Below are 21325 nucleotides of genomic sequence, written 5' to 3' on the forward strand. Positions count from 1 at the left end.
CCTGACGCGGGCACGTGCTCCGAGGCTCAGCGCACGAAGCCTGACTGCACCCGTCCGCCCGCGCGGTCGAGCTCCTGTTCGACCCGCGTCGCGAACGCCTCGAAGTCGCGGTCGAGCAAGGGCTGCGCCAGCGCCTCAGCGCGGTCCACGCTCAGCTCGCGCAGTCTGCGCGGAAGGTACTTGCCGGCGCCGATCCACCGACGCTCGGTGAGCAGCATCAGTTCGGCGATCCGCTCGAAGAGCAGTCCTGCCACGACCTGCCGCTCCAGCGGGTCCCGTGAGTCGCGCAGGTCGTCGAGCTGGTCCGTGATGACGTAGCGGCGCAGATCCAGCTCGTGCGGATCGACGGCCGGTCCAGCGGAGAGCGCGCGAGCCCACTGCATCCGAAGCGCTGCGAGGGCGTCTCCTCCCCTGACCTCGACACCTTCCACGAGCATGTGCACGATCACCGGCCGGAACTGCGCGAGGCCCCGACCGGCCCACTCCTCGTATCCCTGCGGCGTGTACGCGAACACCTCGAAGAACTCGTCCTCGAACTCGAACCCGCCGGCGAGTGCCTGGCGATCCTCACCGAGTGGGCCCTCGCCGAACCGGCTGCCCGTGAACACGTCGGCGCCGATGAGGAGCAGGTCGATGTCGCTCGTGCGCGTGCGATTGCCTCGAGCCGTGCTTCCGGCCACGACCGCGATGGCCGCAGCCGGGAAGTGCGCTTCGATGAACCGTTCGACGACCTGCCTGTACTGCATGCCTCACAGCATAGGAAGCCAGCCCGGCTCAGCTCACCGCCACACCCTTCGCTGCCGACGAGCGGCCGAGGTACACGTAGTCGCGGTGCTTCGCCGATCTGCCGTCACCCGCCGCACGACCGTGCATCCGTCGCCAGACCCACGGCAACGCGTGTCGGCGCCACCACACGCCTGTGCTGATCGCCTCGTGCTCATGCATCGCCGCATCCAACGCACCGAGCGCGTCGGCGTGGGGTACACCGAGCACCTCACCCACCCGGTACGCCAGGAACCGGTGTCCGCGGCTGCTGAGATGCACCAGGTCCTCACCCCAGTTCGGCCGATCGCGCAGCGTGGGGTGCAGGTCGGTATCGATCAGGATCGCGCCCGTCCGCGCAGCCACTCCGGCGAGCGCGGTCGCGAATGCCGCGAATCGTGCGGTGTAGATGCCGGCTGCGCGCCGTCCGGGGAGGAACGGGGTCAGCAGCACGACGTCGGCGCCGATGGCACGCAGTCGCGCAACTGCATGCTCCACCTGCAGCGCGAGCGCGGGGATGTCTGCGCGGTGCTTCACCAGATCGTTCGCGCCGATCAGGATCGAGACGAGGTCGGGCCGGAGCTCGATCGCTCGCTCGAGCTGCGTGCCGCACACGTCCGATACCCGCTTCGAACGGATCGCGAGGTTCGCGTAGTGCAGTCCGCCCCGCGCCGCGAGGAGCATCGCCAGGCGGTCGGCCCACCCGCGGAGCGCGCCGTCCGGTGCCGGGTCGCACAGTCCCTCGGTAAGCGAATCGCCCAGGGCGACGTATCGGTGCCACCGATTCACCACCGGCGGCTGAGGAGGCTCCGGTCGCACACTGCGGCGAGCGCGGAGAGCCCCGTCGACCTCGTGCAGACTGCGCGCCTCCTCGTAGTGGCCGAGGAGCTGATCGCACACGCTCGCCCACGATCGGTGCTGCACAGCGGCATGCCCGGCCTCACCGAATGCGCGGCGCTTGCGTGCGTCTCCGGCGAGATCTGCCACTCGCATGCGCAGGTCGTCCAGGTCTCCCGGTCGGTACAGCCAGCCGTCGATGCCCATGCGCACCAGGTCCAGCGGGCCTCCACGTCCAGTGGCGACGACAGGGACACCGCTGGCGTGCGCCTCCTGCAGCGTCTGCCCGAAGGTCTCGCTCTCACCGGGGTGCACGAACACGTCGAAGGAAGCCATGGCCGCGGCGAGCGCGTCTCCGCCCAGCTGGCCGAGGAACACCGCCTGCGGCAGCAGCGACTCAAGGCGCCCCCTGCTCGGCCCGTCCCCGACGATGACCAGTCGGACCCCGGGGATCGACTGCAACGCCGCGAGGTCTTCGACCTGCTTCTCGGGTGCGAGACGGCCGACATAGCCGATCACGACGTCGCCACCCGGCTGACCTGCTCGCCATTCGGTGCGGAGCGCATCATCACGACGCATCGGCTGGAAGCGTTCGGCATCCACACCTCTCCCCCAGCGGCGCAGGCGGTCGACGCCGAGGCGTTCGAGCTGCTGCGCGGACTCCGTCGACGGTGCGAGGGTCAGCGTCGCCCGTCGGTGCAGGCGGGCGATATGCGTCTGGGCGATGCCGGTGGTCACGGCGACGCGGTAGCGTTCGGCGTACGCCGCGACATCGGTCTGGTACGCCGCCACCGACGGCACCGCGAGCCGCTCGGCGGCCAGCACCCCGCGCCAGCCGAGCGCGAAGGGCGATGCGAGGTGCACGACATCCGGTCGGAAGCGGTGCAGCGATGCCGCGACCCGGTACGCGGGCGAGGTCCCGACCCGCACGTTGCGGTATCCGGGGAGCGCGAGGCTCGGGATCGGCTCGATCCTTGCACCCGTCACCTCACTCGGCATGCCGACGGCGGCAGGCGCGATGACGTGCGCCTGATGCCCGGTGCGTTCGAGGTGACGCAGGATCTGCAGCACTGATCCGGTGACACCGTTCATGTGGGGAAGGAAGGACTCCGTCACGATGGCGACTCTCACATCCCCAGGATGGCGGCGGTCGCCGTGCGGGACGGGCGATTCCAGGCGCCTGCACCAGATGTTCACCGGATGCTGGATCGCCCGTCACCGGTTATCCGCCGGTTGGTTCCCGTTCACCCGGCGGAGGCACTGTGTGCGTGTGCCTGTCGAACTCCTCGCCGCGACCCCGACCGGCCCTTGGAGTCTCGCGCTGATGGCGCTCCTCGTGCTGGGTGACGCGTTCTTCGTCGTGATCCCAGGGGAGATCGCCGTCACCGCTCTCGGCGCACTCGCTGTGAGCAGCGGCACCCCTCCGCTGTGGGCCGTCATCCTCTGCGCCGCCGCAGCTGCCATGCTCGGCGACACGGCCTGCTACCTGATCGGACGCTTCGTCGGCATCGAACGCTGGCGCTGGATGCGCGCACCGCGGGTCCGGCAGGCACTGTCCTGGGCACAGCGGCGTCTCGACACCGGCACGGCGACCGTGCTGTTCACGGCACGGTTCGTGCCCTTCGCGCGGCTGGCGATCAACCTGGTCGCCGGGGCATCCCGCATCCATCCACCGCGCTATTTCGCAGTGGTGGCCCTCGCCGCGACCGGCTGGGCCGCGTACCAGGCGGCGGTCGGGGCGGCGATCGCCGCGATCCTTCCCGGTGGCCCGCTCGTGGCGATCCCGGTGTCGATCGTGGTCGCGATCGGCATCGGGCTGTTGATCGATCTGGGCACCCGCCGTCCCCGCAGGTGAAGCCCCTCTCACAACCGCCGTGCTCTAGGCTGGCGGACATGAGCACCGAAGAAGGCGCCACCTCCTCAGAGGAGATGAAGCGCAAGTTCAAGGAAGCGCTCGAGAAGAAGAACGCGCACCACCGGCAGGGCGAGTCCCACCTCGACGGCGACTCCGCCGTGCACGGTGCCGCAGCTCCGCAGACGCGGCGCGAGTTCCGACGCAAGAGCGGTTGACCACACGGATGCGGGAGCCGAATCGCTTCGGCTCCCGCATCCCTCATCAGCCCCTTCTCGGAGGAGCGGTCACTGCTGTGCGGCGCGAGCGCGAGCCCTCGCCTCCTTGGCCTCCATCTCGGTCAGCGCGGAGTCCTTGAGTTCCTGCACATCCGCAGCGTCCTGTCCCGTGCTCATGCCGTGATCGTCGACGCCGTCGAGCTGCGACTCGTCGAACGGCAGCGCACCGCTGAGCACCTGACGCACCCGATCACGATCGATCTGCTTCGTCCAGGTGCCGATCAGCAGGGTCGCGACCGCGTTGCCGGTGAAGTTGGTGAGCGCTCGGCCCTCGGACATGAAGCGGTCGATGCCGACGATCACGCCGACGCCGTCGACCAGGTCGGGACGGTACGCCTGCAGACCACCGGCGAGGGTGGCGAGTCCGGCACCGGTGACCCCGGCAGCACCCTTGCTCGCGATGATCATGAACACGAGCAGACCGATCTGCTCGCCGATCGACATCGGCTGGCCCATCCCCGTGGCGATGAACAGCGACGCCATGGTGAGGTAGATCGCCGTGCCATCGAGGTTGAACGAGTAGCCGGTCGGGACCGTGATGCCGACGACGGGCTTGGAGACGCCGACGTGCTCCATCTTCGCGATCAGCCTCGGCAGTGCCGACTCCGACGACGAGGTGCCGACGATCAGCAGGTATTCGCGACCGAGGTACTTGATCAGGCTGAAGATGTTCACCCTGGTCACAGCCCACAGCAGCGTGCCGAGGACGGCGACGATGAAGAGGATGCAGGTGATGTAGAACGCGATCATCAGGGTGCCGAGGCTCCAGATCGCGGCGATGCCCGTCTTGCCGACGACCGCGGCGATGGCACCGAATGCGCCGATCGGGGCAAGCCAGAGGATCATGCCCAGGATGCGGAACACGAGCTTCTGCAGGTGCTTGACCGCGTCCATGATCGGGGCTCCTCGGCCGCCGAGTCCCTGCAGCGCGAAGCCGACGAGCAGTGCGATGAACAGCACCTGCAGCACGCTCTCACCCGTGAAGGCGCCGAAGAACGTGGCGGGGATGATCCCGAGGATGAACTCCGTCGTGGTCTTCGCCTCGGTCGTGCCGGTGGGGTCGTACTCCGACGACGCCATGTCGAGCCCAGCACCCGGGTGGATGATGTTGCCGACCACCAGACCGATCGCGAGCGCGAAGGTCGACATCAGCATGAAGTACAGCAGCGCGAGGCCGCCGATCTTGCCGACGGTCGCGGCCTTGGCGATGGATCCGACCCCCACCACGATCGTGCAGAAGATGATCGGGGCGATCATCATCTTGATCAGGGCCACGAAGCCCTTGCCGAGCGGTTCCATCGCCTGCCCCACCTGGGGCCAGATGAGCCCGACCAGGGCACCGAGCACGACGGCGATGATCACCGACACGTACAGCCAGGTGTGGCGATCCCAGGACTGCTTGTTCCGCCGCCAGTGGAACCCGGGAAGTGTGAACCCCGTCGTGATGGCCATGTCTCCTCCTTGAATCATGAACGTCTTCGTCTCATGCCCGTCAGCGTCAGCGCTGCCCGGTGCACCCACCGTCGCCGACTTCACATGACGGCACCATTTGTGGTCGTATTGGTCACGACCGCGACCAATACGATCGGAGCTGCGATGGGGTCTGCCACGACGACCCGCAGTGCCGCGTCCCGGGTGTTCCTGGTGCTGCTGCTCGTGTCGCTCCTCATCGGTGCGCTCGTCGCGGTGTTCCTCGTCGTCGAGGCGCAGCGGGCGACGCATGCGGAGGCCGAGCGGGTGACCGCCACCACCGCCGTCACCATCGCGGCATCACCGGCGGTCGCCGCTGCGCTCGGGGATGCGGACACGGATGCCGCGACCCGGGTGCTGGAACCGTACGCGCTCGACGTGATCGACGCAGCTGACCTCGATTTCGTCACGATCATGACCGCGGACGGCATCCGCGTCACGCATCCCGACGTCGACCAGATCGGCGAGCGGTACCTCGGTACGATCCCGAACAGCCCGAGGATGCTCACCGAGGTCTTCACCGGGACGCTCGGCCCATCCGTCCGCACCATCGTTCCCGTGACAGACGACCGCGGCGAACTGCTCGGTTGGGTCGCGGCCGGGGTGACCACGGAGACCATCTCGGAGACGCTGGCGCGCCGACTGCCGCTCTCGCTCGGCATCACGGTCGGACTCGTCACGGTCGGCGCGCTCGGTGCCTGGGTGGCGAGACGGGTGACCCGACGCATCGCGGGCGATCTGCCGCCGGGACAGGTGCGCGACGCGGTCTCGTCGTACGAGTCGATCCGCACGCTCGGCGAGGCGCTACGTGCTCAGACGCACGAGCACGGCAACAGGATGCACACCGCAGTCGCGCTGCTGGAGCTTGGTCGAACCGGCGAGGCGATCGAGATCCTCACCGAGACGTCACGGCAGAGCCAGTCGTTGGTCGATCAGGTGACCGCACGGCGGCACGGCGACCCGGTCGTCGGGGCACTCCTGCTCGGCAAGGCATCGCAGGCGAAGGAGCGCGGCATCGATTGGCGGGTGCACATCGAACCGGAGACCCCGCGATCCCCGCTCTCGACGGTCGACAGCGTGTCGGTGCTCGGGAACCTGATCGACAACGCGATGGATGCTGCGGCGGAGTCGTCCGAACGATGGGTCTCGGTGGCTTTGCGTCCTGCCGATGACGGAGGCGTCGTGCTCGAGGTCGCCGACAGCGGCGCCGGCGTGCCGGAGCACCTGCGCGAGCAGATCTTCGCGTCGGGGTTCTCGACGAAGCCCGCCGGCGGGGATGGACGCGGCGTCGGGCTCGCTCTCGTGCGTTCAGTCGTCACCGGCGCCGGCGGGTCGGTCACGCTCATGTCAGAGCCCACCATGTTCCGGGTCGTCCTCCCGGCGGCGACCGACCAACGGAGGAAGCCGTGATCAGAGTGCTGCTGGTCGATGACGACGCGCTCACGCTCGAGCTGCACCGCGACTACATCGCACGCCTCGACGGCTTCGAGGTGGCCGGCGAGTGCACCGGTGCACGGGCCGCCTTGACCGCAGTGCTCGAGAGGCCCGGCGCCGGCGCCTTCGATCTCATGCTGCTCGACATGACGATGCCGGACGGTTCGGGACTCGACGTGCTCCGTGCCGTGCGCGGACACGCGGCGGCCGTGGATGTGATCGCCATCACCGGGGTGCGCGATGCCGAGACCGTGCGGCAGATGGCGGCCCTCGGCGTGTTCCAGTATCTCGTCAAGCCGTTCGCGTACGCGGTGTTCCGAGAGCGCATGGAGCAATACCGTGCGTACCGGAGCCAGGCGAGCTCGACCGACGGTGACGCGACCCAGGCCGAGATCGATGCCCTGCTCGGACGGAGCACTGGTTCGATCCTGCTGCCCAAAGGGCTCTCCGCCGCATCGCTGGAGCGAGTGACGGCCGAGATCCGCGCGGCGGGTCCGCTCTCCGCGAGCGAGGCCGCCGTGCGACTCGGCATGTCGCGCGTCTCGGTGCGCCGCTACCTCGAGCACCTCACAGCGGAAGGGCTCCTCATCCGGACCGCCCGCTACGGGGCGCGTGGCCGCCCCGAGACCGAGTACGACTGGAAACGCGGCGCGGCACCGGGTGTCGGCTGAGACACGAGCTGATCCCGTCAGCGCGGCAGACGCCCCTCATGCAGCAGCCGCTCCGGATCGACCAGCGCACGCAGCGCGCGGAGTCGTTCGACATCGCCGGGCGATGCGCAGAGCTCGAGCGTCTGGTGCGGCGCGAGGAACGTGGGCAGCGTCGTGCTCGCAGCGAACGGCGAGAGCAGGTCACGGAACGCGGCGAGGCTCGTGTCGCCCGATTTGACCGGCGCTCCGGGGAAGAGCGGTGCCAGTGCGTGCAGCATCCACGCGGCTGACCGCAACGAGGCGAATCCCGGTCTGCGCGGCGCGTCGAGCGCACCGCCGAGCATGCGGATGTCGATGCCGATGATCGGCCACTGCTCCGGCCCGGCGTGGAACCGGGTGAGCGAGTCGATGGTCGCGTCGTCGAAGGACGCGAGCGCGACTGCGGCACCGCGGCTCGGCGATGGATCGGTCGGTTCGTTCGACTGCTCGCCCACGGCCAGCGGCGAAGTCGACCCGGCCTGCGCACGGCGCAGCGCGGCGGCCCGCCGCACCGGCTCGAGCAGCGCCTCCGCAGCCCCGTCGACCGAGGGCGCCTGTACGGAGAGGAAGCTCTGTCCGCGGATCTCCGTCGGCAGCTGCGGGGCGTCTGGCAGCCGCATGGAGTTCACGAACACGTTGAGCGTCGCAGGGGCATCGACCGCGAGGTCGCGCACCGCGCGGAGCACCGCGGCGGAGTCGGCGGCATCGAACACGAGCGACGCTCCCCACAGGTCAGGCGTGCGCACGAGCTCGATCTCGAGAGCGGTCACGATGCCGACCAGTCCGCCAGCGCCGCGCAGCGCCCACAGCAGATCGGGATCGGAGTCGTCGTCGACGCGGTCGTGCGTGCCATCGGCTCTCAGCACCCACGCTGCCCGGAGATTGTCGGAGCCGAGTCCGGCGGTGCGGCTGAACCAGGAGTGCCCGCCGCCGAGCGTGTATCCGGTCGCGGACACCACCGGGCTCGTGCCGGCCGGCGCTGCCCACCCGGTGCCTTCGAGCGCCTCGACGACTCGACCCCACGCGACACCGGCGCCGACCACTGCGACGCCGTCAGTCAGGTCGATGTCGAGCTGGTCGAAGGCCGCCATGCGCACGATGATCGCGCCGGCGAGGTCACCCGATGCGCCATGTCCGCTCGGCTGCACCGCGATCGGGGCACCGCTGTCACGCGCGGCCTGCAGCAGCAGACGGAGATCAGCGATGTCGGCTGGCGTCGCCACCGCCGCCGGTCGCTGGTCGATCGCCCGGTTCCAGGGCAGCCGGGCCTGGTCGAACGCGTCATCGGAGGAGCGCAGCAGGGATCCGGTCAGAGAGCTCCGGAGTGCATCGAGAACGGTGTGCTCAGACATGACGACACCCTACGACTCGCCTCGGACATCGCGCAGGATGCCCAGGGAATTGCAGGGTGTCGTCAGGGTCTCGCGCTCACTCCCCCGCGAGGCCGCCGAGCATGTGGCCGAACGATCGGCCTTCGCCGAGATACGTCGAGGGATCGTAGGGGTCGGCGACCTCGACCGTGTCGCGCCGTGCGACCGCTTCAGCGAGCTCCTTGGCGCCCTTCTCGACGCGCTTCGCGAGCGGTGCCACGTCGTCGCCGTTGCCACCCCAGTCGCTGGAGGCCGCGAAGACCCCCGTCGAGACGGCCTCGGCATGCAGGTAGGCGAACAGCGGTCGGATCGCGTAGTCGATCGCGAGCGAGTGCCGAGCCGTGCCGGCGTTCGCTCCGATCAGCACGGGCTTCCCGGTGAGCGCATCGGGGTCGAGCACGTCGATGAACGACTTGAACAGTCCCGAGTAGCTCGTGGAGAAGATCGGCGTCACGGCGATCAGCGCATCGGCGGAGACCACGGTGTTGATCGCGGTCTCGAGCGCCGGGGGCGCGAATCCGGTGAGCAGATTGTTCGTGATGTCATGCGCGTAGTCGCGCAGCTCGATCACGTCGACGCTCGCCTGGATGTCTCGGGCGGCGAGCGCCTTCACGGTCTCCGCTGCCAACCGGTCGGCGAGCATGCGCGTGGACGAGGGGTTCGACAGACCTGCGGAGACGACCGCGATGCGACGAGTGGTCATCTCACGCCTCCTTCCGGCTGAGTCCGAACGCGGCACCGGCGGGAGCCGGCGTGTCCTGGTAGGGCGAGTCGCCGGTCAGGTTGTCACCGCGGTTCGCACCGGGCCGAGCCTGACGGGTGGGTCCGTCGCCGAACTCGGCCTGCACGCGGGCGGCGTGGGTCGGAGCATCCGGCACGTTCGACGGGCGGTTCTGCGCGAGTTCCTTGCGGAGCACCGGCACGACCTCGGAGCCCAGGATGTCGAGCTGTTCGAGCACGGTCTTCAGCGGGAGTCCCGCGTGATCGATCAGGAACAGCTGACGCTGGTAGTCGCCGTAGTAGTCGCGCATCGCGGCGTAGCGATCGATGACCTGCTGCGGCGAGCCGACGGTCAGCGGCGTCATCTCCGTGAAGTCCTCCATGCTCGGACCGTGGCCGTACACCGGCGCATTGTCGAAGTACGGACGGAACCGGTTCACGGCGTCCTGCGACTTCGCGGCCATGAACACCTGCCCGCCGAGCCCGACGATCGCCTGCTCCGGCGTGCCGTGCCCGTAGTGCGCGTAGCGCTGACGGTACAGCTCGATCAGACGCTGGTAGTGCTCCTTCGGCCAGAAGATGTTGTTCGCGAAGAAGCCGTCGCCGTAGTAGGCGGCCTGCTCCGCGATCTCGGGAGTGCGGATGGAGCCGTGCCAGACGAAGGGCGCGATGCCGTCGAGCGGACGAGGTGTGGAGGTGAAGCCCTGCAGCGGCGTGCGGAACTTGCCCTCCCAGTCGACCACGTCCTCACGCCACAGCTTGTGCAGCAGCGCGTAGTTCTCGATCGCGAGGGGCAGACCCTGACGGATGTCCTGGCCGAACCAGGGGTACACCGGTCCGGTGTTGCCGCGGCCGAGCATCAGGTCCATGCGTCCGTCCGAGACGTGCTGCAGCATCGCGTACTCCTCCGCGATGCGCACCGGGTCGTTGGTGGTGATGAGCGTGGTCGAGGTCGAGACGATCAGTCGCTCGGTCTGCGCCGCGAGGGCGGCGAGGAAGGTCGTGGGGCTCGAGGACCAGAACGGCGGGTTGTGGTGCTCGCCGATCGCGAAGACGTCGAGGCCGACCTCCTCCGCGTGCGTGGCGATCGCGAGGGTCGCCTTGATCCGCTCCTGCTCGCTCGGCGTCACGCCGGTGGTCGGATCGCGCGTGATGTCGCTGACCGACATGATGCCGAACTGCATCGCCGGGGTGCCGGACTGCTCGCTCATGATTCCTCCGTCTATTCGAATCGGATGACTCCGCATCCGTTTCTATTCATTTGAATGTATATGAGTCAACGCGATCGCAGCAACTTTATTCCCCGCGGTAGCCTCACAGTATGAGCAGCGCCGGCGCGGACACCGCAGACCCCCCGACCGGCGCCGCCACGAAGCCTCGGCGCAGAGTTCCGTTCTGGGACAACGCCCGCTACGCGTGCATCGTGCTCGTCGTCCTGGGGCACGCCATCCAGCGCCTCATCTACGACTCCGACATCGCGTTCGCCTTCTACCTCACGCTGTACGCGTTCCACATGCCGGCGTTCGCGATCATCTCCGGCTACTTCTCGAAGTCCGGCTCACCGACGAAGACCCAGATGGCGCGGATCATCACCGACATCCTGGTTCCCTACGTGATCTTCGAGCTGCTCTGGACCCTGACGAAGTGGCTGGTCGAAGGTCAGGCGAACCCGAACATCACCCAGCCGTCCTGGACGCTCTGGTTCCTGCTCGCACTCGGCATCTTCCGGCTCGTGCTGCCGTACCTGGCACTGCTGCGCTGGCCGCTGCTGTGGACCGTCGTGATCTCGATCGGCGCCGGCTACCTCCCGAACGTCGACAGCACGTTCTCCCTCTCCCGGACCCTCGGCCTGCTCCCCTTCTTCGCGCTCGGCTGGTGGCTCCGCGAGCACGACATCGTCGCGCGCCTCCGGCTGCTCGACTTCCGTCCGTGGTGGATCCGCGTCACTGCCGTCGCCATCATCGCCGCGACCGGTTGGGCGGCCTGGAACTGGTTGCCGATCTGGCAGGCGACCGACCTGCGCAGCTGGCTGTTCTACGAGGATTCCTACGCCGACCTCGGTGGCGAGCAGTGGTGGGCCGGCGGCGTGCGCCTCGCCCTGATGGCCCTCGCCGTGGTCCTCAGCGCGAGCTTCTTCGTGCTCATCCCCCGCGGCACGTACTGGTGGACCACGTTCGGCCAGTACACGATGTACGTGTATCTGCTGCACTCCTTCGTGCTGTACCCGTTCCGCGAGACCGGCGTGCTCCGCGACCTGGAGCCGACCTGGATCTGGCTCCCGCTCGTCACGATCCTCTCGGTCGTCGTCGCGCTGCTGCTCGCGACCAGGCCGATCCGCCGCGTGTTCCGGCCACTGGTCGAGCCGCGACCCACCTGGCTCTTCGACGATCCGACCCTCGCTTCCCGCGAGCGCCGTCGGAACGACCCGACCGGCTCCCGCCGCCCACGGGATGCCGAGCACCCGCGCTCACGCCCCGACAGTGCCCGATAGCCTGGACGGGTGAATCGCGCGCAGCTCATCCGTGACCGCATCGTGCGACAGGTGGACGACACCGGCTTCACCGCCCATGGACTCCACGTGCTCATCGGGGACGATGTGGCCGAGCACCGGTGGACTCCCGACATCAGGGAAGACGTGCACTCCGCAGCGAAGGGTGTCTGCGTGCTCGCCGCGGCGCTCGCGTCCGACGACGGAGTGATCTCTCTCGACGAGCCGATCGCCACCCTGGTGCCGCAGATGCATCTCGGCGCCGGCGTCGAGCAGGTCACACTCCGCCACCTGCTGACCATGTCCAGCGGCATCGACCTGCCCTGGTCCGAGACCATGATGACCGACTGGCCCGATCTCGCGAGCGAGTTCCTCGGGCGCCCCTCTCGCGGGCGCGTGTTCCAGTACTCGAACGCGAGCACCTACACGGCGATGCGTGTGCTGGCGGAGCGGGTCGGCGACGTGCAGGACTACCTCGCGACACGCCTCTTCGCCCCGCTCGGCATCGACGAGGTCGTCTGGGAACGGAGTCCGAACGGCCGCATCATCGCCGGCGGAGGCCTGTTCCTGCGCACCGAGGAGCTGTCGCGCCTCGGCCGACTCATCCGCGACCGCGGCGCCTGGAAGGATCAGCAGCTCATCTCCCCCGGGTGGATCGACGCGATGCACTCGGAATGGGTCGTCGCCGGTGAGAACCCCGGCTACGACCGGTACGCGCTGGCAGGCTGGCGCGGTCCCGGGAGCGGCTGGCGCCTGCACGGCGCCCACGGCCAGCTGCTGATCTTCGTGGACGATGCCGTCGTGACGATCACGGCATCAGACCATTTCGGGGCGGATGCCGTCGCTGCCTTCGTCGTCGAGAGCCTGGAGAACGGTCGGTCCTGAGCGGCGGGAATCGTCAGGCGAACAGCTCGGCGCCGATGTAGGACCCAGCGGTCACCCCGGCCGGGACCGCCCAGATACCGGACCCGACGTGCCGGATGTACTCGTTCATGCGATCGGTCGCGAGCCGTCGCTGCAGCGTGATGAACTGCGCTGGATCGCGCTGGTACGACAGGAAGAACAGGCCAGCGTCGAGGCGCCCGAGATCGTTGTTGCCGTCGACGTAGTTGTAGCCGCGGCGCAGGATGCGGATGCCCTCGTTCTGCTCAGGGTGGGCGAGCCGCACGTGGCTGTTCGCGTCGATCGCGGCGCCGTGGAAGTTCGGCTCCGTGAACTCGGTCCCACCTGAGAGCGGCGCGCCCTCGCCCTTGTCGCGGCCGATGATCGTGTCCTGCTCACCCAGCCGTACGCGATCCCAGGTCTCGATCAGCATCGCGATCTTGCGGGCGACGAGATAGGACCCGCCGGAGAGCCAGGCCGGTTCGTCGTCGGACGCCACCCAGACGTGCTCGTCGAGCGCCCGATGATCATCGGCGAGGATGTTCGCGGTGCCGTCTTTGAACCCGAACAGGTTGCGCGGCGTCGCCTGCGCAGCGGTCGTGCGCGAGGTCTTCCCGAATCCCAGCTGCGACCAGCGCAGTCGGGCGCGCCCGAAGGCGATCCGGCTGAGGTTGCGGATCGCGTGCACCGCGACCTGCGGGTCATCCGCACAGGCCTGGATGCAGAGATCGCCGTGCGAGTTCTGCGGGTCGAGATCATCGCCGAGGAATGCCGGGAGGCGCTCGAGTCCTTTCGGGCGGAGCGCCGCGATGCCGTAGCGATCGCCGTCCTCGTTCTCGAACAGTCCCGGTCCGAAGCCGAAGGTGATCGTGAGGCCGGCGGCAGGAAGGCCCAGCGCCTCTCCGGTGTCGTCCGGCGGAGCCTCGGTCGCGCCGCCGACCGCGCCGGTCGCGCTGACCTCGAGGCCCTGACTCATCCGCGATGCCGCGTACGACCAGTCCTGCAGCAGAGAGATCAGATCCTCTCGGTCGGTGCGCGGCATCATGTCGAACGACGCGAAATGCAGGTGATCCTGCACGGCGGTCGTGATGCCCGCCTGGTGCTCGCCGAAGTAAGCGTAGGGATTCTGCGCATCCTCGGCGGCTCGCGCTCGTCCGATCGCCACGCCGCCGGTGAGTCCTGCGCCTGCTCCGACGGCGAGACCGGCGACGCTGCCGCCGATCGCCAGCCCGAGGAGTCCTCGCCGGCTCAGGCCGGTCGGAGCGGATGCCGCGGCGTGTTCTGCGGTCGACGCGTCGTCGGCCGCGGCATCCGTTCCTTGTTCATTCACGTCGTGAATCGTACTCGTTCAGGTGATCAGTCCAGCACCGTGCCGGTCAGCTGCGAGAGCGGCTCGGCGAGGGCGTTGATCAGATCGGTGAACTCGCGCTTGTCGTCCTCCGTGAGCTCGGAGTAGCCGACGAAGCCGTCGGTCAGCGAACCGTGGGCCGCGAGCGACTCCTCGAGCGCCGTGTAGCCGGCCTCGATCTCGGAGACGAGTGCAGCCCCGTCGTCGCCCTGGGCCGTGGCGAAGTCCTGCACGAGCGAGAAGGCCATCTTCGACCCCTCGACGTTCGCTGCGAAGTCGGAGAGGTCGGTACCGGACCACCAGTCCTCCTCGCCGGAGATCTTGCCGGTCGCGACCTCGTCGAGCAGCGCGATCGCGCCGTTCGAGATGCCGCCGATGCCCTGGTCTTCGAGCGCCGTGGTGAAGTCGTCGGAGTGCACGTAGTCGTACAGCTCCTGCACGTCGGCGAGCAGCAGATCACCGTAGTCGGCACGCTGCTCCGGCGTCGACGGGGCCCAGTCCTGCCAGGCCGGTGTCTCGCCGTCGGCGTTCAGCGCGTCCTGCGCCGGCACCCAGAGGTCCTTCTCGATGCGGTGGAACCCGGTCCAGTCGAGCCCCTCGGCGACGGCGTCGACCTCGCGGTAGTCGATGCGCGGGTCGAGGTCTCCCAGCGCCTCGGCGACCGGCTCGATGCGCTCGTAGTAGGCGCGGGTCTGCGGGAAGAGCGAACGTGCGGTCTCGTCGTCGCCCGACTCGTAGGCCGTGACGAAGTCCTCGACGGCGGGGACGAGCTGACCGACCTGATCCTTGACGAATGCAGCGTAGAGATCGACGGCCTGCTTCTTCTGGTCGGAATCGGGGCCGTCGACCGTGACGCGGTCGCCCGTGACGGTGAACGCGGTCTTGCCGACGCCCTCGCCGATCATGCCGGGCTTGCAGAGCGTGAAGTACTCGCCGGGCTGCGCGACCACTGTGAGGGTCCGCGACGCGGCCGGGGCGATGTTCTCGACCTCGCCGACGATCCGCAGACCGTCCTCGGCGAGCAGATAGAACTCGGACACCTGGTCGGTGTCGTTCTTGACCGCGAACGTGAGGGTGCCGCTGGTGGCGGTGGATTTCGAGACGGCGCAGTCGCTGTCGGTCGACGAGACGTCGAACGCGGCCGCTGCGTCGACGTCGCTCTTCGCGACGCATCCGCTGAGGATCAGGACTGCAGTTCCGGTGGCAGCGAGTGCCCCGAGGATGCGACGAGAGGTGGTCATGCTGCTCCTTGTGATGAGAGGGAGGCCGTCGTGTCGCCCTCGACCGCCGCGGATGTCCGCGACATGGAGGGACGGCGCGAGCGGAGTCCACGGATGTACAACGATCCGACGATGAGGATGTAGAGGGTCCACGCGACCACCTGCAGCCAGGTCATCGCGGGCATGAAGCCGACGGTCGCCTGCAGGATCGAGGCGAGCGCCTCGCCAGGTGCGATGGTGGCGGAGACGTCGAACGCCCAGCCGAACGGGAAGGCGGCCCAGCCGACGGCGACACCGCCGGTCACCGCGTCGATGGGCGCTGCGGCGGTGAACGGCCCTGGCAGGGCGCCGGCCTCCTGCAGATCCATGAGGGCGTATGCCAGCACGCCGGCTGCCACGATCACCAGGAACCCACCGGTCCAGGCGAAGAAGCGGCGCAGATCGAGCTTCACCGCTCCCCGCGCGATCAGCCAGCCGATGAGGGCGGCCACGACGAGGCCGAGCAGCGCGCCGAGCAATGCGGACGGCGCATCGCCGAAGGACTGCACCATCGACCAGAGCAGCAGCGTGGTCTCGATGCCCTCGCGTGCCACGGAGACGAACCCGATCGCGACCAGCGCCCAGACGCCGCCGCTGGTGAGTGCTCGATCGATCCCGCCTTCCAGCGTGGCCTTCATGGTGCGACCGGCGCGCTGCATCCAGAAGATCATCCAGGTGACCATCGCGACCGCGAGCAGCGAGAGTCCGCCGCCGATGAGCTCCTGGGCGGCGAACGTGAGCTCGTAGGCGCCGAAGGTCAGGATCGCGCCGATGCCGAGGGCGAGCAGGATCGCGAGACCGACGCCGGCCCACATCCGCGGAAGCACATCGCTGCGGCCGAGCCTGCGGAGGTAGGCGACCAGGATGCCGACGACGAGAGCGGCTTCGAGGCCTTCACGAAGGCCGATCAGGAAGGTGGCGAGCACGGAGAGACTCTCTGAGAAAGAGGAAGAGGAAGGTAAGGCAGCCCTTACCAAGGAGAGACTCTAACACCGTGCAGGCGCTCCCGTGAAAACGATCCGCCGAGTCGTGTGCGACCGAGGCGCTGCGGTAACGCGACGCAACACTCAGCCGCACCGGATCGAGCGGATCTACGCTCGGGACATGGCCGCTGAACTCTCGCTCCCCATCCTCGACCTCTCGAAGCTCGACGACGGCCCCGAGGCCGCCGCGCAGTTCCGCGACGACCTCCGGGCCGCGACGCACGACGTCGGGTTCTTCTACCTGACGGGCACCGGGATCTCCCCCGAGCTCGAGGCCCGCCTGCATCAGGCGGCGCTCGACTTCTTCGCGCTGCCGGAGGAGGACAAGCTCGCGATCGAGAATGTGAACAGCCCCCACTTCCGCGGCTACACGCGCATCGGCGGCGAGCGGACGCAGGGCCAGGTCGACTGGCGCGAGCAGATCGACATCGGCCCGGAGCGGGAGGCCGTCGAAGGCGGACCCGCGTTCAACCGGCTCATCGGCCCGAACCTCTGGCCGGAGGCGCAGCCCGAGCTGCGCGACGTGGTCGCCGAGTGGCACGCCACGCTGTCCGAGGTCGCGCGCAAGCTGCTCCGCGCATGGGCACAGACGCTCGGCGCGCAGGAGACCTACTTCGACGAGCACTTCGGCGACCCGTCGACGTTGATCAAGATCGTCCGCTACCCCGGCACGCACGAACCGGAGCCGCAGCAGGGCGTCGGCGCGCACAAGGACTCCGGCGTGCTGACGCTGCTCTGGGTCGAACCGGGCAAGGGCGGGCTGCAGGTCGAACGCGACGGCGCCTGGGTCGACGCTCCCCCGGTCTCCGGCGCCTTCGTCGTGAACATCGGCGAGCTCCTGGAGTACGCGACCGGCGGCTACCTCAAGGCGACCAACCACCGCGTCGTGTCACCGCAGGCTCCGAACGAGCGCATCTCGATCCCGTTCTTCTTCAACCCCGCACTCGACAAGCGCCTGCCGCTGATCGATCTGCCGGCGGAGCTCGCGGCCGAGGCCAAGGGAGTCACGGATGACCCTGGCAACCCGATCCACGCACTGTACGGCGAGAACGCGCTGAAGTCCCGCTTGCGCGCGCACCCCGACGTCGCCGCGATCCATCACGCCGACCTCGTCGGCGCCTCCGCCTGACGTCGCCCGCGGTGGGGCCGCGCCTCAGAGCGCCTGCGTGCCGCTGAGCGAGACGATCTCGCGCAGCGCCTGGAGGTGTCCGGCGAACGCATCGAGCCCTGCCCGTGTCGAACGCACCCAGGTGCGCTGACGGCTCCCGAACCGCTCCTTGCGCGCGATCGCGTATCCCGCCGCCTCCAGGTGGCTGATCGCCTTGCTCAAGGGCGAGTCCCCGCACTGCAGGATCTCGCGGAGCGTTGTGAAGTCGAGTTCGATCCCGTCAGTGAGCGACGCCATCAGCGAGAACCGGATCGGTGATGCGAAATGATCGTCGAGCCGCGTGCGCGGGTGCGGGTTCGGGCTCGCTTCAGTCACGAGGATCACGCCCGTGCACGAAGGAGACCGCGGAGAACATGCCGACCACCGCAGCACCGATCGACGCGGTCACCGGCATGCCCGCATCCGTCCCGGTCGTGCGCACGACCAGCAGCGCGAGCAGCGCGGTCGCCGCGAGCGCGAACGTCAGGACGTGCGGCCAACGCCACGCAGCACCGATCACAGGAAGCCCGATCTGCGATCGAGCGGCCAGGATCCAGACGAGCAGGAGCAGCATCATCAGCAGCAGTAAGGTGCTCGTGACCACGCCCTCCGGTGCGCCGGCGAGCAGGATCAACGCTCCGAGTGCGATGCCGACCACGATCGTCCCCCAGCGGATGCCGCGTGAGAGCGGCGACCGGCCGGGGCGAGACGGGCGCGGGTCGTGGGAGGCCCGGACGAGCTGGAACACGCCGTAACCGCCCAGACCGACCAGCATGAGGGTGCCGGGGATCAGCATCGTGATCGGCGGAAGCCGCTCATCCCAGATCGCAAGCCAGAAGAACACCAGAGCGACGCCGAGGAGCACGGCACCCGACACGATGATCGGCCACCGGGCGCTCGACATCCGCCACTGCATCCCGTTCCGCTGCGCCATGCCGCTCGCGAGCTGGCTCCAGACCAGGAAGGCGAAGAGGACCACCTGCGGCATGAAGGGTGCAGCGTCCCGGAGGATCCAGGCGAAGGCTGTGATGAACACCGCTCCGATCACGGCGTTGGCGATCTGCAACCAGGCCAGCGCCCGCCGATCGACGGCTCGGTCTCGACGTTCGGTGACGGCCTGCGCCTCGTCGAGGTATCGACGTGCGATATCGGCGTCCGGCGGCACAAGTGCCTCGTGTCCTGGGACCGGGTGCTGCTCCATGACTCGACCTCCCCTGCTTTCCAGATGGAAAGCTCACTACTTTCCTACTGGAAAGCGATGCGGAGATCAACCCCCAACGCAAAACGAAGGCCGCCCCACACCAGGGACGGCCTTCCAAGAATGTTTTGCGCGATAGTACGCAGGTTCGCTTTATCGGCGAAGACCCAGGCGTTCGATCAGCGAGCGGTAGCGCGCGATATCGATGTCCTGGAGGTAGCCGAGCAGACGACGGCGCTGACCCACCATGAGGAACAGACCACGACGCGAGTGGTGGTCGTGCTTGTGCTCCTTGAGGTGTTCGGTGAGGTCCTTGATGCGCTGCGTCAGCATTGCGACCTGCACCTCGGGGGATCCGGTGTCACCGGGGTGCGTCGCGTACTCTTCCATGATCGCCTTCTTGGCGTCAGACTCGAGTGGCATAGATGGGATCCCCTTTCAGTTCGTTGCGCGGCGCCCGACGCCTGATGCGAGGGCTCTCTTTATCCGCGGCCGATCAAACGGCAACCTGAAGAGTCTATCAGTCATCCCTCCCCTTCGACGACCGCCGCTGTCGCCGCTCGAGCCGCGAGTCCCTGTGCTCCGATACGCTCGAGACGTGCAGGACATCGGAATCGACGAGTGAGCGGGACGCGCGGACATCTCATCGATCTCCGGCCGCTGACGCAGAGCCCCGCGTTCGCCCGGATGTGGATCGGTTCAACCCTCTCCGGCATCGGCGGCCAACTCACCCTCGTGACCGTGATGCTGCACGTCTTCGCCCTCACCGGCAGCACCTTCGCAGTGTCGATGATCGCCGTCGCCGGCCTCGTGCCGATGATCCTCGCCGGCCTCTACGGCGGCATGCTCGCCGACGCCTTCGACCGCCGTCGCGTCGCCCTGATCGCTGCAACCATCACGTTCCTGTCGACCGCGCTGCTGGCAGCCCTCACCTGGACCGGCGGCGAGACCATCTGGTGGTTGTACGTGCTGAGCATGGTGACAGCTGCCGCGAACTCGGTCGGCATGGCCACCCGCACCGCGATCGTGCCGCGCCTGATCCCGCGCGAGCTCCTCGCCCCGGCATCCGCCTTGAACGGCATCGCCTTCGGCCTCACCGTGATGGCGGGTCCTGCGCTCGCGGGGCTCCTCGTCGCGCTCACCGGCTACGGGTGGACCTACACGATCGATGTGATCCTCATGCTGTCCATGTTCCTCGGGCTCTGGACGCTGCCTGCGCTGCGCCCGGAGGGTGAGATCGTGCGCCCTGGGCTCGCGTCGCTCGTCGACGGCTGGCGCTTCCTGCGACGCGCCGGCAACATCCGCACGCAGTACGTGATCGACATCATCGCCATGACGTTCGGGCAGCCGCTCGTGCTCTTCCCCGCGCTCGGGACCGTGCTGCTCGGCGGCGGTGCGGTCACCACCGGCATCCTCACGGCGGCCGTCGCGGTCGGTACATTCGCCTCGAGCCTGCTCTCCGGTCGCATCGTGCAGTACCGCTGGCACGGCCGAGGCATCGAACGCGCCGTCGAGGCGTACGGCGCCGCGATCCTGGTCTTCGGACTCGTGCTCCTTCTCGGCACCTGGGCGGCCCCTGCCACCGAGACCTCGGCGAACGTCGGGCTCATCGTCGCGGCGTGCATCGCGCTGGCGCTCTCCGGCGCAGCCGACAATGTCAGCTCGATCTACCGCAACACGATGATGCAGTCCGCCGTCCCCGACTCCATGCGGGGGCGGCTGCAGGGCGTCTTCGTCGTCGTGGTCGCCGGTGGCCCTCGCATCGGCGCGCTCTACGCCGGTGCGCTCGCGACCGTCACCTCGCTCTGGTTCCCGCCGATCCTGGGTGGATTCCTGGTGATCGCGCTGGTCGCGATCGTGGCGCGGCGCACCCCGCGCTTCCGCGTCTACGACGCAGAGAACCCCGAGCCCTGAGGACTCGGGGTTCCGCGCAGCCCTGAAGGATCGGGGTCTGCAAGCGCTGCGATCAGTCCTGCTGCAGTGCGCCCTGCAGGTCGAGGCTGATCGTGACGTCCTTGCCGACCAGCACGCCGCCGGTCTCGAGCGCAGCGTTCCAGGTGAGGCCGAAGTCCTCGCGATTGATGACCGTCTTGGCGGAGGCACCGGCCTTGTAGTTGCCCCACGGGTCGCTGCCGAAGCCACCGAAGTCAAGCTCGAAGCTGACCGGCTTCGTGATACCGCGGATCGTCAGGTCGCCGTCCACGAACAGCTCGCCGCCCTCAGCGCGGGCGCCGGTGGAAACGAACTCCATCGTGGGGAAGTTCTCGGTGTCGAAGAAGTCGCCGGAGCGGAGGTGCGTGTCGCGGCCCTCGTCCTTCGTGTCGATCGAGGTGACGTCGACGCTCGCCTCGACCCGGGCCTCGAGGGGGTTCTCCGGAGCGATCAGGGTGGCGCTCTTGACGCCGAAGGTGCCGCGCACCTTCGAGATCATCATGTGGCGGACGCTGAACGTGACCTCGCTGTGCGACGGGTCAAGCACCCAGGTACCTGCACGGTAACCGGGGATGTCGATGGTGGTCATGGGATCTCCTCACGGGACGGGGGGCCGCAGCTGCGGCATACGAGAGAACAACTCGCATTCAGGAGAATACATTCCCGCGAATGCGAG

The 21325-nt window shown here is 68.5% G+C and carries 21 protein-coding genes; 8 read left to right on the forward strand and 13 right to left on the reverse strand.

From position 1 onward, the window contains the following. Positions 1-26: 26 nt before the first annotated feature. Together RS83_RS16230 and RS83_RS16235 are read right to left on the reverse strand one after the other, a co-directional pair. Positions 27-746: a nucleotidyltransferase domain-containing protein gene (locus RS83_RS16230; RefSeq protein ID WP_045280497.1), complete on the reverse strand. Its 720-nt coding sequence runs from the start codon at positions 744-746 to the stop codon at positions 27-29. A gap of 28 nt (positions 747-774) precedes the next feature. After that, positions 775-2715, reverse strand: coding sequence for a GDSL-type esterase/lipase family protein (locus RS83_RS16235; RefSeq protein WP_231587797.1), 1941 nt, complete (start codon positions 2713-2715; stop codon positions 775-777). A 154-nt stretch (positions 2716-2869) separates the two neighbouring features. Here RS83_RS16235 and RS83_RS16240 point away from each other — a divergent pair, with 154 nt between their 5' ends. Both RS83_RS16240 and RS83_RS19020 read left to right on the forward strand, forming a co-directional pair. Continuing rightward, entirely contained in the window at positions 2870-3454 is a 585-nt protein-coding gene (locus RS83_RS16240; RefSeq protein ID WP_156153232.1) for a DedA family protein, read from the forward strand. 38 nt (positions 3455-3492) lie between these two features. After that, the gene (locus tag RS83_RS19020; RefSeq protein WP_197072143.1) at positions 3493-3669 is read left to right on the forward strand and encodes a DUF5302 domain-containing protein; all 177 of its coding nucleotides are present in this window, start codon (positions 3493-3495) and stop codon (positions 3667-3669) included. 69 nt (positions 3670-3738) lie between these two features. Here RS83_RS19020 and RS83_RS16245 read toward each other — a convergent pair whose 3' ends face one another. Next, entirely contained in the window at positions 3739-5181 is a 1443-nt protein-coding gene (locus RS83_RS16245) for a cation:dicarboxylate symporter family transporter (protein ID WP_045280499.1), read from the reverse strand. 144 nt (positions 5182-5325) lie between these two features. Here RS83_RS16245 and RS83_RS16250 point away from each other — a divergent pair, with 144 nt between their 5' ends. Both RS83_RS16250 and RS83_RS16255 read left to right on the forward strand, forming a co-directional pair. Next, positions 5326-6609 (forward strand): sensor histidine kinase, encoded by a 1284-nt coding sequence (locus RS83_RS16250; protein WP_045280500.1) that lies wholly within the window; start codon positions 5326-5328, stop codon positions 6607-6609. Beyond that, positions 6606-7304, forward strand: a complete 699-nt coding sequence (locus RS83_RS16255) for a response regulator (protein WP_045280501.1) — start codon at positions 6606-6608, stop codon at positions 7302-7304. Before RS83_RS16250 ends, RS83_RS16255 begins: the two co-directional genes overlap by 4 nt. A 17-nt stretch (positions 7305-7321) precedes the next feature. Here the strand turns inward: RS83_RS16255 and RS83_RS16260 are convergent, their stop codons facing one another. The 3 genes from RS83_RS16260 to RS83_RS16270 all read right to left on the reverse strand — a co-directional run bounded on the left by RS83_RS16260 (position 7322) and on the right by RS83_RS16270 (position 10623). Beyond that, the gene (locus RS83_RS16260) at positions 7322-8674 is read right to left on the reverse strand and encodes an FAD-binding oxidoreductase (RefSeq protein ID WP_052679149.1); all 1353 of its coding nucleotides are present in this window, start codon (positions 8672-8674) and stop codon (positions 7322-7324) included. Between the two features lie 76 nt (positions 8675-8750). Then, positions 8751-9395, reverse strand: a complete 645-nt coding sequence (locus RS83_RS16265) for an FMN reductase (protein ID WP_045280502.1) — start codon at positions 9393-9395, stop codon at positions 8751-8753. 1 nt (position 9396) lies between these two features. Beyond that, positions 9397-10623: an LLM class flavin-dependent oxidoreductase gene (locus tag RS83_RS16270; protein WP_045280503.1), complete on the reverse strand. Its 1227-nt coding sequence runs from the start codon at positions 10621-10623 to the stop codon at positions 9397-9399. 110 nt (positions 10624-10733) lie between these two features. On the opposite strand from RS83_RS16270, the gene RS83_RS16275 reads away from it, so the two are divergent. Both RS83_RS16275 and RS83_RS16280 read left to right on the forward strand, forming a co-directional pair. Then, positions 10734-11903: an acyltransferase family protein gene (locus RS83_RS16275; protein WP_045280504.1), complete on the forward strand. Its 1170-nt coding sequence runs from the start codon at positions 10734-10736 to the stop codon at positions 11901-11903. A 9-nt stretch (positions 11904-11912) separates the two neighbouring features. Continuing rightward, complete coding sequence (locus tag RS83_RS16280) at positions 11913-12785, forward strand: serine hydrolase domain-containing protein (RefSeq protein WP_045280505.1); 873 nt, start codon at positions 11913-11915, stop codon at positions 12783-12785. 13 nt (positions 12786-12798) lie between these two features. Here the strand turns inward: RS83_RS16280 and efeB are convergent, their stop codons facing one another. The 3 genes from efeB to efeU are packed head-to-tail and all read right to left on the reverse strand — an operon-like array spanning position 12799 to position 16315. Beyond that, a complete protein-coding gene (efeB, locus tag RS83_RS16285) occupies positions 12799-14112 on the reverse strand; it encodes an iron uptake transporter deferrochelatase/peroxidase subunit (protein WP_082071699.1) in 1314 nt (437 codons plus the stop codon). A gap of 26 nt (positions 14113-14138) precedes the next feature. Beyond that, the gene (gene efeO / locus RS83_RS16290) at positions 14139-15371 is read right to left on the reverse strand and encodes an iron uptake system protein EfeO (RefSeq protein WP_156153233.1); all 1233 of its coding nucleotides are present in this window, start codon (positions 15369-15371) and stop codon (positions 14139-14141) included. Then, positions 15368-16315, reverse strand: coding sequence for an iron uptake transporter permease EfeU (gene efeU, locus RS83_RS16295; RefSeq protein ID WP_045280506.1), 948 nt, complete (start codon positions 16313-16315; stop codon positions 15368-15370). The genes efeO and efeU overlap by 4 nt, the downstream gene beginning before the upstream one ends. A gap of 178 nt (positions 16316-16493) precedes the next feature. On the opposite strand from efeU, the gene RS83_RS16300 reads away from it, so the two are divergent. Then, positions 16494-17501 carry an isopenicillin N synthase family dioxygenase gene (locus tag RS83_RS16300; protein WP_045280507.1) on the forward strand — a complete coding sequence of 336 codons (1008 nt, stop codon included), beginning with the start codon at positions 16494-16496 and terminating at the stop codon, positions 17499-17501. Positions 17502-17525: 24 nt separating this feature from the next. Here the strand turns inward: RS83_RS16300 and RS83_RS16305 are convergent, their stop codons facing one another. The 3 genes from RS83_RS16305 to rpsO form a co-directional block, all read right to left on the reverse strand. Continuing rightward, positions 17526-17855: a transcriptional regulator gene (locus RS83_RS16305; protein WP_231587798.1), complete on the reverse strand. Its 330-nt coding sequence runs from the start codon at positions 17853-17855 to the stop codon at positions 17526-17528. Continuing rightward, positions 17848-18720, reverse strand: coding sequence for a hypothetical protein (locus RS83_RS16310; RefSeq protein WP_045280508.1), 873 nt, complete (start codon positions 18718-18720; stop codon positions 17848-17850). Before RS83_RS16310 ends, RS83_RS16305 begins: the two co-directional genes overlap by 8 nt. A 150-nt stretch (positions 18721-18870) precedes the next feature. After that, positions 18871-19140, reverse strand: coding sequence for a 30S ribosomal protein S15 (gene rpsO / locus RS83_RS16315; protein WP_045280509.1), 270 nt, complete (start codon positions 19138-19140; stop codon positions 18871-18873). 198 nt (positions 19141-19338) lie between these two features. Here rpsO and RS83_RS16320 point away from each other — a divergent pair, with 198 nt between their 5' ends. Then, positions 19339-20631, forward strand: a complete 1293-nt coding sequence (locus tag RS83_RS16320) for an MFS transporter (protein ID WP_045280510.1) — start codon at positions 19339-19341, stop codon at positions 20629-20631. 52 nt (positions 20632-20683) lie between these two features. Here RS83_RS16320 and RS83_RS16325 read toward each other — a convergent pair whose 3' ends face one another. Continuing rightward, a complete protein-coding gene (locus tag RS83_RS16325; RefSeq protein ID WP_045280511.1) occupies positions 20684-21238 on the reverse strand; it encodes a YceI family protein in 555 nt (184 codons plus the stop codon). Positions 21239-21325 lie beyond the last annotated feature (87 nt).

The sequence above is a fragment of the Microbacterium oxydans genome (genome assembly GCF_000956525.1).
Taxonomy (GTDB): domain Bacteria; phylum Actinomycetota; class Actinomycetes; order Actinomycetales; family Microbacteriaceae; genus Microbacterium; species Microbacterium oxydans_A.

What these genes read in the sequence shown, in the direction of transcription:
- RS83_RS16250 (WP_045280500.1), top strand. Translation starts at nt 5,326, where the DNA reads ATGGGGTCTGCCACGACGACCCGCAGTGCCGCGTCCCGGGTGTTCCTG.
- RS83_RS16325 (WP_045280511.1), bottom strand. Translation starts at nt 21,238, where the DNA reads ATGACCACCATCGACATCCCCGGTTACCGTGCAGGTACCTGGGTGCTT.
- RS83_RS16245 (WP_045280499.1), bottom strand. Translation starts at nt 5,181, where the DNA reads ATGGCCATCACGACGGGGTTCACACTTCCCGGGTTCCACTGGCGGCGG.
- RS83_RS16275 (WP_045280504.1), top strand. Translation starts at nt 10,734, where the DNA reads ATGAGCAGCGCCGGCGCGGACACCGCAGACCCCCCGACCGGCGCCGCC.
- RS83_RS16300 (WP_045280507.1), top strand. Translation starts at nt 16,494, where the DNA reads ATGGCCGCTGAACTCTCGCTCCCCATCCTCGACCTCTCGAAGCTCGAC.
- RS83_RS16270 (WP_045280503.1), bottom strand. Translation starts at nt 10,623, where the DNA reads ATGAGCGAGCAGTCCGGCACCCCGGCGATGCAGTTCGGCATCATGTCG.
- rpsO (WP_045280509.1), bottom strand. Translation starts at nt 19,140, where the DNA reads ATGCCACTCGAGTCTGACGCCAAGAAGGCGATCATGGAAGAGTACGCG.
- RS83_RS16260 (WP_052679149.1), bottom strand. Translation starts at nt 8,674, where the DNA reads ATGTCTGAGCACACCGTTCTCGATGCACTCCGGAGCTCTCTGACCGGA.
- RS83_RS19020 (WP_197072143.1), top strand. Translation starts at nt 3,493, where the DNA reads ATGAGCACCGAAGAAGGCGCCACCTCCTCAGAGGAGATGAAGCGCAAG.
- RS83_RS16265 (WP_045280502.1), bottom strand. Translation starts at nt 9,395, where the DNA reads ATGACCACTCGTCGCATCGCGGTCGTCTCCGCAGGTCTGTCGAACCCC.
- RS83_RS16230 (WP_045280497.1), bottom strand. Translation starts at nt 746, where the DNA reads ATGCAGTACAGGCAGGTCGTCGAACGGTTCATCGAAGCGCACTTCCCG.
- RS83_RS16310 (WP_045280508.1), bottom strand. Translation starts at nt 18,720, where the DNA reads ATGGAGCAGCACCCGGTCCCAGGACACGAGGCACTTGTGCCGCCGGAC.
- efeO (WP_156153233.1), bottom strand. Translation starts at nt 15,371, where the DNA reads ATGACCACCTCTCGTCGCATCCTCGGGGCACTCGCTGCCACCGGAACT.